This is a genomic window from Bacillus sp. AFS053548 (assembly GCF_002575105.1).
Lineage (GTDB): Bacteria > Bacillota > Bacilli > Bacillales > Bacillaceae_G > Gottfriedia.
This window is the reverse complement of sequence record NZ_NUHI01000005.1, coordinates 238,893-256,011: the sequence shown is the minus strand read 5'-3', so window position 1 is coordinate 256,011 and position 17,119 is coordinate 238,893. Positions and strand designations below refer to the sequence as shown.

At 33.8% G+C, this 17,119-nt stretch carries 11 protein-coding genes; 9 read left to right on the top strand and 2 right to left on the bottom strand.

The genetic code is table 11. From position 1 onward, the window contains the following. Nucleotides 1-138: 138 nt before the first annotated feature. The 3 genes from CN946_RS03045 (at nucleotide 139) to CN946_RS03035 (ending at nucleotide 3,347) form a co-directional block, all read left to right on the top strand. Nucleotides 139-1,359 (top strand): DUF5667 domain-containing protein, encoded by a 1,221-nt coding sequence (locus CN946_RS03045; protein WP_098859838.1) that lies wholly within the window; start codon nucleotides 139-141, stop codon nucleotides 1,357-1,359. Nucleotides 1,360-1,542: 183 nt separating this feature from the next. Then, entirely contained in the window at nucleotides 1,543-2,271 is a 729-nt protein-coding gene (gene sigI, locus CN946_RS03040; RefSeq protein WP_286133799.1) for an RNA polymerase sigma-I factor, read from the top strand. A 2-nt stretch (nucleotides 2,272-2,273) separates the two neighbouring features. Next, nucleotides 2,274-3,347: an anti-sigma factor domain-containing protein gene (locus tag CN946_RS03035; protein WP_098859837.1), complete on the top strand. Its 1,074-nt coding sequence runs from the start codon at nucleotides 2,274-2,276 to the stop codon at nucleotides 3,345-3,347. Nucleotides 3,348-3,619: 272 nt separating this feature from the next. On the opposite strand, the gene uvsE is transcribed toward CN946_RS03035, so the two are convergent. Together uvsE and cls are read right to left on the bottom strand one after the other, a co-directional pair. Continuing rightward, the gene (uvsE, locus tag CN946_RS03030; RefSeq protein WP_098859836.1) at nucleotides 3,620-4,576 is read right to left on the bottom strand and encodes a UV DNA damage repair endonuclease UvsE; all 957 of its coding nucleotides are present in this window, start codon (nucleotides 4,574-4,576) and stop codon (nucleotides 3,620-3,622) included. 43 nt (nucleotides 4,577-4,619) lie between these two features. Continuing rightward, complete coding sequence (cls, locus tag CN946_RS03025; RefSeq protein WP_098859835.1) at nucleotides 4,620-5,813, bottom strand: cardiolipin synthase; 1,194 nt, start codon at nucleotides 5,811-5,813, stop codon at nucleotides 4,620-4,622. Between the two features lie 213 nt (nucleotides 5,814-6,026). On the opposite strand from cls, the gene CN946_RS03020 reads away from it, so the two are divergent. From CN946_RS03020 to CN946_RS02995, 6 genes are all read left to right on the top strand, one after another. Beyond that, the gene (locus CN946_RS03020) at nucleotides 6,027-8,135 is read left to right on the top strand and encodes a heterodisulfide reductase-related iron-sulfur binding cluster (protein WP_098859834.1); all 2,109 of its coding nucleotides are present in this window, start codon (nucleotides 6,027-6,029) and stop codon (nucleotides 8,133-8,135) included. Nucleotides 8,136-8,305: 170 nt separating this feature from the next. Then, complete coding sequence (locus CN946_RS03015) at nucleotides 8,306-9,487, top strand: acetyl-CoA C-acetyltransferase (protein WP_098859833.1); 1,182 nt, start codon at nucleotides 8,306-8,308, stop codon at nucleotides 9,485-9,487. Nucleotides 9,488-9,890: 403 nt separating this feature from the next. After that, nucleotides 9,891-11,021 (top strand): acyl-CoA dehydrogenase, encoded by a 1,131-nt coding sequence (locus tag CN946_RS03010; protein ID WP_098859832.1) that lies wholly within the window; start codon nucleotides 9,891-9,893, stop codon nucleotides 11,019-11,021. 127 nt (nucleotides 11,022-11,148) lie between these two features. Further along, nucleotides 11,149-14,388 (top strand): fused isobutyryl-CoA mutase/GTPase IcmF, encoded by a 3,240-nt coding sequence (icmF, locus tag CN946_RS03005; RefSeq protein ID WP_098859831.1) that lies wholly within the window; start codon nucleotides 11,149-11,151, stop codon nucleotides 14,386-14,388. Nucleotides 14,389-14,655: 267 nt separating this feature from the next. Further along, nucleotides 14,656-15,204: a DNA-directed RNA polymerase subunit delta gene (gene rpoE / locus CN946_RS03000; RefSeq protein ID WP_098859830.1), complete on the top strand. Its 549-nt coding sequence runs from the start codon at nucleotides 14,656-14,658 to the stop codon at nucleotides 15,202-15,204. Nucleotides 15,205-15,516: 312 nt separating this feature from the next. After that, nucleotides 15,517-17,118 (top strand): CTP synthase, encoded by a 1,602-nt coding sequence (locus CN946_RS02995; RefSeq protein ID WP_098426259.1) that lies wholly within the window; start codon nucleotides 15,517-15,519, stop codon nucleotides 17,116-17,118. Nucleotide 17,119: the final 1 nt, after the last annotated feature.

Genomic DNA, 17,119 nt, shown 5'->3' with positions numbered 1-17,119 from the left:
GGGAAAAATTACAGGTTTCACCATTTTTTTATTAATTTTTTAAATTTTTTTTAAAATGACCCCCTAAAAAATGAAATTCTTTACGAATAGTTATAGTGAGAATAAATAAAGAAACTTTTACAAAGGGGAAAAAAATTAATGAAAAAATTATTAGTACATACGACTGCTACAGCACTTTTACTATCTCAGTTAGGATTCTCTAGTTCAGTACTTGCTGCTGAAAATGAGACAGTTTCACCAACTGACCAAAAGGAAGAAGCACCTGCATTAGTTAAAGGCGATTTCTTCTATTTTGTAAAAACAACAGTAGAAAAAATTCAACTGTTACTAACAACAGATAAAGTTAAAGAAGCAGAACTTTTAGCACAATTTGCTCAAGAGCGCATTCATGAAGCAAGAGAATTAATTAAAGAAGGCAAAGAAGATTTAGCAAAAGAAACATTAAAAGAAGCTTTAAGTCAAATGGATAATGCTCAAGGTCAACTTGATGGAAAACTTCCAACTGTTACTGAGCCAACGACTTCAGAAACAACAACAGAAGGTACTGTTACTACGAAACCAGCAGAAGATTCAACTGAAGTAGAAAAAGAAGACACAGAAAAAGTTGAGACTGACAAGCAAGATACAGATAAACAAGAAGTAGAAAAAGAAGATCAAGATAAAGCTGAAACAGACAAGCATGAAAAACAAAAATTAACAAAAGAGCAAAAAGAAATTGCAAAAATTCAACATCATTTAAATAACAATTTACTTGTTTTAGCAAATGTTTTAGATCAAGTTAAAAATCCAAAAGCAAAAGCTGCGATTGCTAAAAATATTGAAAAGAGCTTTAATAAAATCTCTGAAAGATTAGAGAAAGTCTTAAAGCACACAGAACAGGGTTCAACTACTCTAAAACCAGTTATTACAGTTCAATACCCTGATGCAACTACAGATCAATCAGCTACTCCAGAAGTTATTACAACAGTGACTAAAATTGAAGACGTAAATGACACAGACGTGAAAAATGTTAATGAAGATGATCAAGGTGAAAATGATGACAAAGATGATGCTGCTGAAGTTGCTACAAAACCTGTAACAGTAGAGCATAAGGAAGAATATCAACATGAGTCAAAAGAAGTAAAACCAGCTAAAGTAAAAAAAGTAAAAGTTGAAAAAGAAGAAAAACATGTAGTAAAGCATGAAGTAAAACATGAAGTAAAACACGTAGTAAAGCACGAAAATGGTACAAACCATAGAAATCAAGGTGAACATGAAAACCGTGGAAACCATAAGGGAAATGAAAAGCAAGAGTGGAAAAAAAATGAGAATTCAAATAACCAAGGTGAAAACCATGGAAATGGACATGGTAAAAATTAATAAGTAATTATTTCCATTCACCTTTCAATAAAATCATATGAAACATTTCATAAGATGCGATATGCTTAAGTTTAACTGATTAAATTAAAATGGTGCCTCATACATTCATTTGATTATATAATGAGTGGAGGCGCCTTTAAGTTTTAATGGGTAAGCAATCCTCTTTTGAAAGGAGATCGGGTCTTGTTACTTACAATTTTTCAGACGCTTTATAAAAGAAAAGAAAAAATTGAAGATATTGTATTAACAATACAACAGTCTTCATCAAAAGAACTAGATGATTTTATAGTTCAATATACTCCTTTTATAAACAAAACTGTTTCCACTATTTGTGGTAGATATATTACTAATCAAGAAGATGAATTTAGTATTGGTTTAAATGCTTTTCATGAAGCTATTAAACTATATTCATATAAAAAAGGTGCTTCATTTCTAACTTTTGCTAAATTGATCATAAAACGAGAATTAATCGATTTCTTTCGGAAGGAATCTAAATACCAATCGTTGACCTCAGAACAAACCGGTTCAGAGGATATACATAAACAATATGATGACCATGTGTATAGCTCTTATATAAAAAACTTTGATGAAATAAACCGTAAAGAAGAAATTATTCATTTTAGTGAGATGCTTAAACAGTTTGGAATTTCATTAGAAACTTTAGTAGAGGTTTCGCCTAAACATGAAGATACTAGGGAGCATATTTTTTCAGTTGTAGACCTTGTTACATCTGATGAAGAAATGTTAACTTTTCTATATAAAAAGAAAAAATTACCGATGAAAAAACTAGAAACTAAAGTTAATATAAGTCGAAAATCGCTAGAAAAACATAGAAAATATATAATTGCCATGAGTATCATTAGCGTCAATGAGTATATTTATTTAAAAAACTATTTAAAAAGGGGGAACTGAAGATGAACAATGGTATTGTATTAAAAGTTAATCATTCTTCCGTAGTTGTACTAACTGCTAACGGAGAATACTTAAAATGTAAAAAAATATTGTCATCCTATTCAATCGGTGAAGAAATCCAGTTCCCCAACAATGCAATCATTTTAAATAAAAAAATGAAATTGAGCATCCCTAAATTGATACCTGTCGTAATTGCGAGTGGATTAATTCTTTTTTCTTTTATATTTGTAAATTTGAACAACAATGAAGCATTGGCAGCAGGGAAGGTTACGATCGACTCAGAGGCAAAGGTATCTTTAATATTGGACAAACAGTTAAAGGTCATTGCATTAAAGGGTCACAATGAACAAGGTAAACAATTGATCGACAAAATGGATAACTGGAAAAATGAGCCCCTACATTTAGTTATGGATGATTTAGTTGATGAAATGGAGAAATCTAAAGTAATTGAACCAGATGAAACAATCAAATTAACTGGTGAGATGAGAAAAGAATTTGAAAATAAACAAAGTGAGCTAAATCATGAATTGAAGGATATTCAAGATACTAATAATCATATTAATATCCCATATTCTAAGGAACTAGATCAGCCAAAGGTTAAAACTCAAAATCAAAGCCAAAATCAAAATAAACAAGAAAAAAGTTTTAATTCTAATTCAACAACGAAAGTGACAAAAGGCGAAACCAATAACAAAAATAAATCTAGTTTAAAGTCACCTACAATCGAAAAAGAAAAAAATAATGATAATGGTCATTCTAAAGAAGTTCAGAACAATAGACATCAAGATGAGCACTGGAGAAATAAGCAGCCTCAATGGAATCATAAAAATCAAAATGAACACCATGAATCATCGAATCAAAATCAAAAGAAACAATACAACAACTATGAAAAGCATCAAGACAAAAAAAAAAGTGACTATAATGATGAACGCGAATTAAGAAGAAGTAATAATGTTCAAGGAAGAAATGAAAATAAAGAAAGCTGCCACGGATGCAATAATCGTTATAAAAACAATGAAAACGAGAACAAGAACAATAATGGTTGGCAAAATGGTAATGAAAAACACTCAGATTAATAATCTGAGTGTTTTTTATATAAATAACATTACTAACCCCATGAAAGAATAAAGGCTTAGGAAATACTGCTCAAATGCTCATGAATAACCTTCAATATACCATAGTCATTCTTTATGAATACATTGGTAGCTCTACCATGACCGACTTTAAAGCCAAAAGAAACCCTCAAGGTAAGTTAAACTTCCTTAAGGGCTACGGTAAGTATAAATGACCTTTTTAAATGCTTTCATGGCCTCTTTATTTCCATCTGTTATGTCTTTGGTACTCAACTTTAAGTAACTTCGATCATACCACCACTTATTCGCTTATAACCTCTCCATTTCGCTATATCTTCCATTAATTGTAATAGAGCTAAATCCTTTTTTTTCGATTCAATCATTATATCGATATCACTTCCAATTGATCTGACGATGTCAAAAAAGGGCTTAATAAAATTAAGATCAATTAAATCTGAATGTGCTCTAAACTCTTTATCGGATTTCGGAGATGAAATATGAATTTTAGGCTTCAAATATGTATGCTCCCAAGTAGAAAATATAAGGGGTAATAATTTCTCTAAAGGTTCTTCACATAAGTTTGCCATATGATGATGATAGTCAAATACGAGCGGAATACCTTCGTTTTTACAAACCATTAGTGTTTCAGTTGTATTATACGTTTTATCGTCATTTTCTAACGTCATTTGTTTTTTTATGTGGGTAGGGAGCTTTTTTATATTTTCATAAAACCGTTGGATAGCAAGCTCTTTATTTCCATACGCTCCTCCAATATGTATATTAATGACGCTTTGGTCTGAAATACCCATTGCTTCAAGTACTTTATAATGATATTCCATATCAATCACAGCATTATCAGTAATATGAGGTTTATCACTTGTAAAAAGCGTGAATTGGTTAGGATGAAAACTAACTCTTAATTCATGCTTCTTGATAAAATCACCTATTTCTTTAAATTGTTTGTGAAAAATATTTATATAATCAAATTCTACATCTGGATGAGTCGCCAAAGGGACCATTGAAGAGGACATTCTATATAAAGGAATTTGTTGTCCCACATTGTAATGAAGTGCTCTAGACGTATTTTCGATATTTTGTGATGTAACATAAATTAATTTCTCTAAACGTTCTTCCTGATTAAGGGCTTTATAACGAGTAAATGTAAGAGTTTTTGCAGGTGAACAATTATATAATGATAATGCATGTGATACATATCCAAATCGAATAATCATAATTTGTTCACCTCTACCTTGGTTTTTGTGCGTGTAAAAAGGATTACATTAATGGAGAAAGAAGCTTAGATAAAAGCTTGCGACACTTCCATAAGAATGTTGTATTTTTATAATGCTGGGTAGGATAAGATTTTGAGCGTTCTAAGTCCTTTGTAAATATTTCTTTAATTTTCATTATGAAAGACTCACTTGAAAAAATACAGCTCCATTCATCATTTATGCAAAGACTTCTACGATCAAAGTTAACGGATCCTACATCACAGCAACGGTCATCGATGAGTAGTACTTTGGCATGAAAGAACCCTTTCTGATAATGAAAAACTTCCCCACCACCTTCTAAAATTAAAAGGAGATGTGGAAAACTTGCCTCTTTAACAAGTCTATGGTCTTCTTTTTCAGGCACCATTACGCATATATGGACGCCTCGATTAAGAGCTTCAAGAAGTGCGTTCATCAATTTTTTTGTTGGAATAAAATAAGGTGTACCGATGTAAATATGTTTTTTTGCCTGATCTATTAAATCTTTATATAGGTTCTCAATGCGTACAAAGTCCGACGAATAGAAGTGGTGCTCGATTTCTCCTTTTGCTAATTCATCGTCATTAATTAACGTAAAGGATTCTCCGCCACTTCTAACCCAGTCAATTAAAAATTGGGTGTGTAAATCTTTTACACCTTCTCCTGTCATTCGAATATGATAATCTCTCCAATAACCTAATTCTTCATCAAAACCAATATATTCTTTGCCAATATTAAAACCACCAAAATAGCCGGTTTTTTGATCTATTACTGTAATCTTACGATGGTTACGATGTTGAAACCGATAGAGAGTATATGGAAATCCAGTTCTCCGATTAAAAAGTACTTCCACACCATTTTCTTTTAGTTTTTTTATTCTTTTACGCTTTAGTCTAAAACTTCCGATCCAATCAACAAGCAATCGTACTTGTAATCCTTCCTGGGCTTTTCTTTCAAGTAATGATAAAAATTTTTCGGATGTATCATCATTTCGAACAATATAAAAAAGCATAGAAATGCTACTACTTGCTTCTGTTATATCGTCTAGAAGATGTTTGTACAAATCATTACCATCTGTTATTAACATTGTTTCACTATATCTTTTTTTAAATGGACAAGTTTTATCATATTTATGAAAGGCTTTATAACCAAAATAAAGATCTAAGCTAGCAAGGAGTATAAGAAAGAGTAGAGCGATTAAGCAAATGCAAAGAATCATATAATTAAACTCCTTTACCTTTTACGTGTTGATAGTATGACCATTTACATTGAAGAATATGAAAAAGAGCCAATTTAAAATGAAAAAGTATTTGACTGAATAGTCATTCATAATATAATTAAATTATATATTTTCTGAATATTATTATGGTTATAAATTTTTAAACAGTAAGCGTTTTCTTTATAGCCGGGAAAATTGGGGGAGGAATACATCATGAATCATGCACTTTTGTATTTGAACGCATTAGGGTTTGTGGCAATTACAGTTTATGCAATTTATTTATTCATTTACCTGATTCAAACAAGACTTGCCTACATCAAATTAGGTAAAAAAGAAGAATTTGAAAGAAATTTGAAAGAACGTTTTCAAAAAATTTGGGTCAATGTTTTTGGGCAAAAAAAGCTTTTGAAGGATAAGAAAAGTGGATTTATTCATTTGTTATTCTTTTATGGATTCATTTTAGTTCAAGCAGGAGCTTTAGACTTTATTATAAGAGGTCTTGTTCCTAGCGCACATTTACCTCTTGGACCTTTGTATGGTGCATTTACATTTTTTGAAGAAATCATTGCGTTACTAATATTGGTGGCAGTTGTTTGGGCCTTCCATAGACGATATATTGAAAAGTTAGTTCGACTAAAAAGAGGTTGGAAAAGCGGTTTAGTTCTTATTTTTATTGGTTTATTAATGTTATCAACACTATTTGGTAATGGCATGGGAATCATTTGGCATGGTGAAGCAACGAGCTTTCACGAACCAATCGCATCATTAATTGCAACAATTTTTAACGGTATTAGTAAGCCTTTATCAATTTCATTATTTTATGTTGCTTGGTGGACTCACTTAATTTCACTTTTAACGTTCTTAGTATATGTACCTCAATCAAAACACGCACATTTACTTGCTGGTCCAGCGAACGTATATTTTAATCGTCTAACGAAAGCGGGAAAATTAGAAAAAATAGATTTTGAAGATGAAACACAAGAGACATTCGGTGTTGGAAAAATCAGCGACTTCCGTCAATCACAGTTAATTGACTTATATGCTTGTGTTGAATGTGGTCGTTGTACTAATGTATGTCCAGCTACTGCAACTGGAAAAATGCTGTCACCGATGGATTTAATTTTAAAACTTCGTGATCATTTAACTGAAACAGGGGCTGTTGTAACGTCTCGCGCACCTTGGGTTCCAACAGTTGCATTTTCTAAAACAAAAGGAAATCAATTAGCATTTGCTTCACAAGGAAAACAAGAATCAGCAGCAACATTGGAATATAGTCCAAGTTTAATTGGTGACGTAATTACTGAGGAAGAGATTTGGGCATGTACAACTTGCCGTAACTGTGAAGATCAATGTCCAGTAATGAATGAGCATGTTGAAAAGATAATTGATTTACGTCGTTATTTAGTTTTAACAGAAGGTAAGATGCAACCAGATGCTCAACGTGCAATGACAAATATCGAACGTCAAGGAAACCCATGGGGGTTAAATCGTAAAGACCGTGAAAACTGGAGAGAACTTGATGAAAGTATCCATATCCCAACGGTAAAAGAAGCTCAGAAAGCTGGAGAAGAAATTGAGTACTTATTCTGGGTAGGTTCAATGGGTTCATATGATAACCGTAGCCAAAAAATCGCATTAGCATTTGCGAAACTAATGAATGAAGCTGGAATTAAGTTTGCTATTTTAGGTAATAAAGAGAAAAATTCTGGCGATACACCTAGACGATTAGGTCAAGAATTCTTATTCCAAGAGTTAGCAAGTAATAATATCGCAGAAATTGAAAAAGCGGGAGTAAGCAAATTAGTAACAATTGATCCGCATGCTTATAACACATTTAAAAATGAATATCCTGATTTTGGTTTATCAATAGAAGTTTATCATCATACAGAATTATTATCTCAATTGGTTAAAGAAGGTAAGTTGAAGCCAGTTCATCAAGTAAATGAAGTGATTACTTACCATGATTCATGCTATTTAGGTCGATACAATGAAGTTTATGAAGCTCCTAGGGATATTCTTCGTGCAATTCCTGGCGTCAAACTAGTCGAAATGGAGCGTAAGCGTGAAACAGGTATGTGCTGTGGAGCGGGTGGAGGATTAATGTGGATGGAAGAGCATGTTGGTAATCGTATTAATGTAACACGTACTGAACAAGCACTTGCAGTTAGTCCAAATGTAATTGGAACAGGTTGTCCTTATTGCTTAACAATGCTATCTGATGGAACAAAAGCAAAAGAAGTCGAAGAAAATGTAAAAACACTAGATATAGCAGAGCTTTTAGAGTTATCGATTTTTGGTGACAAACAAAACCAGGCTTCATAAAAGTTCTATAACTTTTCAATCTTCATAAAATAGCAGTGGAAGGTGTGCAACTTGTACACCTTTCAGACTGCCTGGCAGCGTTTTATACCGCCTTTTTATTTAGTGAATTGATAGATTATAGGATTTTATTATAGAGGAGAAATAGATAAAACTTTAAGGGGGAAATTGGGATGAGTAAAACAGTTATAGTAAGTGCAGTTCGTACACCAATCGGACGTTTTGGAGGCGCCTTAAAGGGCTTTAGTGCCGCCCAGTTAGGTGGAATCGCAATTAAAGAGACATTGAACCGTGTTAACCATCCATTAGAAATGATTGATGATGTAATAATGGGAACAGTTTTACAAGGTGGACAAGGACAATTACCTTCAAGACAAGCACTTCGTAATGCAGGATTACCTTGGGAAACGAGATCAGAAACAATAAATAAAGTATGTGCTTCTGGTATGCGTAGTGTTATGCTTTCTGATTTATTGATACGATCTGGTGAAAGTAAACGTATTGTTGCAGGTGGAATGGAATCCATGAGTAATACACCTTTTTATCAAACCTCTATAAGATGGGGAAATAAAATGGGGAACACAGAATTAAAGGACGGCCTTCTAGTGGATGGCTTAACTTGTTCATTTACTGGTGTTCATATGGGTACATACGGAAGTGAAGTTGCCAAAATTGAAGATATATCTCGTGAGCAACAAGATGAGTGGGCACTTCGTAGTCAACAACTTGCGGTTGAATCGATTAAAACAGGTAAATTTGAAGAAGAGATTGTAAAGATTGAGTCAGTTGGCAAAAAAGGAGTCGTAACCAAAATAGAAGTAGACGAGGGTCCAAGGGAAGATACTACTATTGAAAAACTAGCTAAGCTATCACCAGCATTTGATCGCGACGGTACAATAACAGCTGGAAATGCACCTGGTTTAAATGACGCAGGTGCAGCACTTTTATTAATGAGTGAGGAAGAAGCAAAACTAAATGGCTATTTACCTTTAGCTACAATCGTTGCTACAGAATCAATGGCTGTAGAAGCAAAGGACTTCCCAAGAACTCCAGGATATGTCATTCAAAAATTATTACAAAAAACAAATAAAAAGATGTCAGATATAGACTTATTTGAAATTAACGAAGCATTCGCAGCAGTCGTTTTAGCAAGTGCGAAAATTGCGGATATACCTTTAGAAAAAATAAATGTAAATGGTGGAGCTATTGCTCTAGGGCATCCAATTGGAGCAAGTGGTGCAAGAATCATCGTAACTTTAGTTAATGCTCTAAAAGCAAGAGGGGGAGGCCTAGGAATTGCTGCAATCTGCAGCGGCGGTGGTCAAGGAGACGCAGTCTTAATAGAGGTACGATAAGAGGGAAAAGCAAGAATAGCAGGGTATGGGAAGAGCAGGAAAAGAGTGGAGGGAAATACTTCCTTTTGTCTAAGTACTGCCTCCCTTAAGCTGTTATTTTTTTTGCATTTCTATTTTTGCCTATTAACTTGATCCTGTTTTTCCTTCCTTCTAAACTTAAAAATTTTTCTACAAAAAATAACAGGAATTTTCAGATTTTTGTCTAATATTATACGAAGTAGACTATCTTTTTAGTTAAAGTATAAAATATTTTGTTAACGCTTACAAAAATCGACAAAAACAACAAGGCAGTGATAAGGGAGCAATTAAGTTAAGGGGAATAGGATATAAAATAATTATCTTCAATAAAAACCTCTCATTTGATTGTGATCCTTGTCCTAGCAAAAATCGGGGGAAATGATCTATGCAATTTCGTTTAAGTGAAGAACATGAAATGATTCGTAAAATGGTAAGAGATTTTGCTAGAAATGAGGTTGCTCCGTCAGCTGCTGAGCGTGATGAGCATGAAAAATTTGATCGCTCAATTTTTGATCAAATGGCTGAGTTGGGATTAACAGGTATTCCATTCCCAGAGGAATATGGTGGAATCGGTAGTGATTATTTAGCTTACGTTATCGCGGTTGAAGAGCTTTCTAGAGTTTGTGCTTCAACAGGTGTAACTTTATCAGCTCACACTTCATTAGCTAGTTGGCCGATATATAAATTTGGTACTGAAGAACAAAAACAAAAATTCTTAAAACCGTTAGCACAAGGAACAAAAATCGGTGCTTATGGATTAACCGAACCTGGATCTGGGTCAGATGCTGGTGGTATGAGAACGACTGCTAGAAGAGAAGGAAACGAATATATATTAAATGGTTCAAAAATATTTATTACTAACGGTGGAGAAGCGGAAATTTACGTAGTATTTGCTGTGACTGATCCTACAAATAAACACGGAGTTTCTGCATTTATCGTTGAAAGTGATACACCAGGTTTTTCAGTTGGTAAGAAAGAAAGTAAATTAGGTATTCGTTCATCGCCAACAACTGAAATTATCTTTGAAGAATGCCGTATCCCAGCTGAAAATCTATTAGGTGAAGAGGGTAAAGGATTTAAAGTTGCGATGCAAACTCTTGATGGTGGTAGAAATGGAATCGCTGCTCAAGCAGTAGGTATTGCACAAGGTGCTTTAGATGCATCAGTTGATTATGCTAAAGAGCGTGTTCAATTTGGTAAACCAATTATTGCTCAACAAGGTGTCTCATTTAAACTTGCTGATATGGCTACAAGTATCGAAGCTTCTCGTCTATTAACTTATCAAGCAGCATGGTTAGAATCTAATGGACTTCCATATGGTAAGGAATCTGCTATGTCTAAATTACTTGCAGGAGATACTGCGATGAAGGTTACAACAGAGGCAGTACAAGTTTTCGGTGGCTATGGATATACGAAGGATTATCCGGTGGAACGCTTTATGAGAGATGCTAAAATCACTCAAATTTATGAAGGAACACAAGAAATTCAAAGACTAGTAATCTCAAGAATGCTATAAAAAATAATATTTATTCTTCTTTTCGCATTACGAATGATTAGGATCGCTTGGTACAAGGAATATGGATAGCCCTTTACCAAGTTTTCTTTTACAAAAAAAGCAATTATAATTCTGGGGGATGATTAGTATGGTAGAAAAGTATCAAGCTAAGCACAAGATTCGTTTCGTTACTGCATCAAGCTTATTTGATGGCCATGACGTGTCAATCAATATGATTAGAAGATTATTGCAAGAAAATGGTGTTGAAGTTGTTCATTTAGGCCATAACCGTTCAGTTGAAGAAATTATTAACGCAGCAATTCAAGAGGATGTACAAGGTATTTCAATTTCTTCCTACCAAGGTGGACATATGGAGTACTTTAAATATATGTACGACTTGCTTCAAGAAAGAGGCGCTTCTCACATCAAGTTATTTGGTGGCGGCGGTGGAGTAATTCTGCCTAAAGAGCAAGAGGAGCTAGAAGAATACGGAATCACGAAAATCTATTCACCTGAAGATGGCCGTATAATGGGACTTCAAGGAATGATTAATCATATGTTACAAAGCACAGATTTTCTTCCGCCTTTAAAGGACTTAGAAAACGTTCAAAAACTATCTGCTACAAATCATAAAGAAATTGCTAGATTTATTACTTTAGCTGAAAATAAAGGCTCTCTCGATTCAAGCTTAGAGATGGCCGCAACATTAGAAAAATCAGAAACTAGTAAAAGTGTAGTAATTGGTATGACTGGTACTGGTGGAGCGGGTAAGAGCTCATTAACAGATGAGCTAGTACGCCGTTTTATTCAAGAGTTTCCAGAAAAAACAATCGGTATTGTTTCAATTGATCCAACAAAACGTAAAACAGGTGGGGCACTATTAGGTGACCGTATTCGTATGAATTCAATTCACCATCCAAATGTGTATATGAGAAGTTTAGCTACTCGAGATAGTCAATCTGAAATCTCAAATGCATTAGAGGATACTATTTCAATCTTAAAATCAGCTGATTTTGACGTTATTTTTGTTGAGACAAGTGGTATTGGTCAAGGTGATGCTGCAATTACTAGGTACAGTGATATTCATCTATATGTTATGACAAGTGAATTTGGAGCACCTTCTCAATTAGAAAAAATTGATATGATTGACTTTGCTGATTTGATTGCAATTAATAAATTTGAACGTCAAGGCTCAGAAGATGCACTACGTCTTGTTCAAAAACAATATCAACGTAGCCGCCATCTTTTCCATGACGATATCGCTACAATGCCTGTATACGGAACAATCGCTAGTCAGTTCAACGATGCAGGAACTAATAATTTATTTTTAGCTTTAACAAAATCAATTGAAAAACACACTACAAATGAGTGGAATACGACATATATTAAGCCGGGTAATGTTGAGAAACAACATGTCATTATTCCAAGTAATCGTCGTTTTTATTTAAGAGAAATTGCAGAAACTGTAAGAAACTATCACGAAAACACTGAAGTTGAGGCAGCAAAAGCTTCAAAGCTTTATCAAATTGAAGGAACGCTATCTGAAATAGAGTCACAAAATATTGAAGATGCAAAACATACATTAGTAGATTTGAAAAATAAATTTGAAGAATCTCTTGCTCCATCTACAAAACAGGCTCTAAATCATTTTAAATTGATTAAAGAAGCATATTCACAAGATCTACTAATTCAAAAAATTAGAGATAAAGAAATTAAAGTTGAATTAACAACTACAACTTTATCGGGCACAAAAATACCGAAAGTATCTGTACCTACTTATCGAGATTATGGAGATTTATTAAGATGGGTAGCGAAAGAAAACGTACCTGGATATTTCCCATTTACAGCAGGAGTATTCCCATTCAAGCGTCAAGATGAAGATCCGAAGAGACAATTTGCTGGTGAGGGACCTCCAAGCCGAACAAATAAACGATTCCACTATCTATGTGAGAATGACCCAGCTAAACGTTTAAGTACAGCATTTGATTCAGTAACTCTATACGGAGAAGACCCAGCAATCCGTCCGGATATTTTTGGGAAAATTGGTGAGAGTGGAGTAAATATATGTACTTTAGATAATATGATTGAGCTTTACAATGGTTTTGATTTATGTAGTCCTTCAACATCTGTTTCTATGACAATTAATGGTCCAGCACCAATTATTTTAGCTATGTTCTTAAATACTGCTATCCATCAACAAGTTGAAATAAAAGAAAAAGAATTAGGCCGTATTTTAGCAGTTGAAGAATTTACAGAAATAAAGAGAGTAACTTTACAAAAAGTTCGTGGTACTGTTCAAGCTGATATTTTAAAAGAGGATCAAGGGCAAAATACATGTATTTTCTCAACAGAATTCGCTTTAAAAATGATGGGCGATATACAACAGTATTTTATTGATAATAGTGTACGTAATTATTATTCAGTTTCAATTTCTGGATACCATATTGCTGAAGCTGGAGCAAATCCGATTTCACAACTTGCATTCACTTTATCAAATGGATTCACTTACGTTGAATATTATTTAAGTCGAGGCATGAAAATCGATGATTTTGCACATAATTTATCGTTCTTCTTTAGTAATGGACTTGATGCTGAGTACTCGGTAATAGGACGTGTAGCGAGAAGAATTTGGGCTGTTACGATGAAAGAAAAATATGGTGCATCTGAACGTAGCCAAAAACTTAAATACCATGTTCAAACATCAGGTCGCTCATTACATGCTCAAGAGATGGCATTTAATGATATTCGTACAACTTTACAAGCATTACTGGCTTTATATGATAACTGTAACTCACTTCATACAAATGCATATGATGAAGCTGTTACAACTCCTACTGAGGAATCTGTACGTCGAGCAATGGCGATTCAGCTTATTATTCAAAAAGAAAATGGCCTATCGAAAAATGAAAATCCAATCCAAGGATCATTTATCATTGAGCAGCTAACAGACTTAGTAGAGGAAGCAGTCTTAAAAGAGTTTGAGAGAATCAGTGACCGTGGTGGCGTATTAGGTGCGATGGAGCTTCAATACCAACGTGGCAAAATTCAAGAAGAGTCACTTTATTATGAAACACTTAAACATAATGGTGAACTTCCAATCATAGGAGTAAACTCTTACATCAATCCTAATGAACAGATGGAATCAATCAATACAATGGAAATCGCTAGATCAAGCTACGAAGAAAAACAATCGCAAATAGATCATGTAGAGCAATTCCAAGTTAAACATAAATCAGAAGCACAAGTTGCTCTAGAACAATTAAAACAAGTTGCTCGTCAAAATGGCAATTTATTCGAAGAGCTAATGAATACTGTTCGTGTTGCTAGTTTAGGACAAATCACTCAAGCATTATATGAAGTAGGCGGACAATACCGTAGAAATATGTAAAAAGAATTGTGAAAAGCCGTTTGTCCTGCTTTAAGACAGCAAAAGGGGCATGTGACTGGAGTTAGGTAGAATGGGCGTCTTTTAGACGCTCATTTTACTATTTTCGCAAAAAATAAGTCTAATATTGAAAAATATAGACAAGGTGCTAGCATATTTAACTTAGTTTTGTTTATAATGAAAGATATGTATTTTATAGCTAACTAGTAAAATTTATACATAATGTTATTAAATTATGGTGAAAATATTATTTTTAAAGGAGTGCTTACCTTGAGTTTAAAGCAATACTCGGAAGAGCAATTAAAAGAATTATCGCTTATTGAATTAGCATATGAACTTTTTTCTGAAACAAAGGAACCTATTTCTTTTTACGATTTAGTTGACCAAATAGCAACAGTTTTAGGTGTAACTAGAGAGGCACTATTAGAAAAACTTCCTCAATTCTATACAGAATTAAATATTGATGGCCGTTTCGTATGTTTAGGTGAAAATCGCTGGGGATTACGTGCTTGGTATCCATATGATCAAGCAGAAGAAGAAGTATTACCTGTTGCAAAACCTAAGAAGAAACGTAAACAAGTGGAAGAAGAAGATGAGTTCGAAGATTATGACGCATCTGAAGAAGATGATTTTGAAGAGGAAGAACTTGAATTAGACGAGTTAGATGAAGATCTAGTTGAAGATGATGAAACTGATGAGTTTGATGACGAAGAAATCGATGAAGATGATGAAGACCTTGAAATAGAAGATGAAGATTTAGAGCTAGAAGATGAAGAAGATGAAGAATTAGAAGAATTTGAAGAGGAAGAAGAACGATAAGTTCTTGACTTTTAAGTACTGAATGAGTAGAATTCTTATTGGGCTCTTTAAAAAGAACGAAATATATTTTGACGCTCCCTATTTTAAATAGGGGGCGTCTTTGTTTTTTTACAAATACTTTGTAATAAAACAATAAATGAAATGTTTGCTTTAGATTCAAATGTTAAAAATTTGCATGAAAAAACCCAGTTTTGGATGACAATAAAGCATGCATATAAAATGTTATTAAATAATTTTTTATAAAGGTTTAGCTTTGTAATTTCTTGTAAGGAAAAATAAAATACGAATGCTAAAAATGAAAGGGGCTCAATTATGACAAAGTATATTTTTGTAACAGGTGGCGTAGTTTCTTCTCTTGGTAAAGGGATTGTTGCAGCATCTTTAGGACGACTTCTAAAAAACAGAGGATTAAATGTAACAATTCAAAAGTTCGATCCGTACATTAACTTAGATCCAGGAACAATGAGTCCATACCAACATGGTGAAGTTTTCGTAACAGATGACGGTGCAGAAACAGACTTAGACTTAGGTCATTATGAAAGATTTGTTGATATTAACGTTACTAAATTCAACAATGTAACATGTGGTAAAGTTTATTCTACGGTATTACAAAAAGAACGTCGTGGAGATTACCTAGGAGGAACTGTACAAGTTATCCCACATATTACAAATGAGATTAAGGATAAAGTTTTCCGTGCGGGTCGCGAAACGAATGCTGATGTTGTTATCACTGAGATCGGTGGAACAGTTGGTGATATCGAGTCATTACCTTTTATCGAAGCTATTCGTCAAATTAAAGGCGATGTAGGTCGTGACAACGTAATGTATGTTCACTGTACACTTCTACCTTATATTAAAGCTGCTGGTGAGTTGAAAACAAAACCAACTCAACACAGTGTAAAAGAACTTCGTAGCATTGGTATTCAACCAAATGTCATCGTATTACGTTCAGAAACATCTGTACCACAAGAAATGAAAGATAAAATTGCTCAATTCTGTGATGTAGATGCAAAAGATGTAATCGAATGTGTAGATGCAGATACTCTTTACGAAATCCCATTAGCATTACAAGCACAAGGATTAGACAGTATCGCATGTAATCATTTAAAACTACAAACAAATGAAGCAGATATGACAGAGTGGATTTCTTTAGTGGACAAAGTTAAAAACTTAACTAAATCAACAAAAATCGCTCTTGTTGGTAAATATGTAGAGTTACAAGATGCATATATTTCAGTAGCAGAGGCATTAAAGCACGCAGGATATGCTTTTGATAGCGAAATTGAAATTAAATGGATTAATGCAGAAGAAGTTACATCAGCTAATGTAAATGAACTTTTAAGCGGTGTAGATGGAATTCTTGTACCAGGTGGATTCGGAGACCGTGGTGTAGAAGGCAAAATCTTAACTGCACAATTTGCTCGTGAAAATAACGTACCATTCTTAGGGATTTGTCTAGGTATGCAAATTGCGTCAATTGAATTTGCTAGAAATGTTTTAGGGTTAAAAGGTGCTCACTCGGCTGAAATCGATCCTACTACTAACTATCCAATTATTGATTTATTACCAGAACAAAAAGATGTAGAAGATTTAGGTGGTACATTACGATTAGGTTTATACCCATGTAAATTAGTTGAAGGTTCAAAAGCATACGAAGCATACGGAGAAGAAGTTGTTTACGAACGTCACCGTCATCGTTATGAGTTCAATAATGAATACCGTCAACAAATGGAACAAGAAGGATTTATCTTCTCAGGTACTAGCCCAGATGGTCGTTTAGTAGAAATTATTGAGTTACCAAATCACCCATGGTTTGTAGCTTCTCAATTCCACCCAGAGTTTATTTCTCGTCCAAATAGACCACAACCATTATTCAGAGATTTTGTAGGAGCATCACTACAAAACAGAGGGTAAT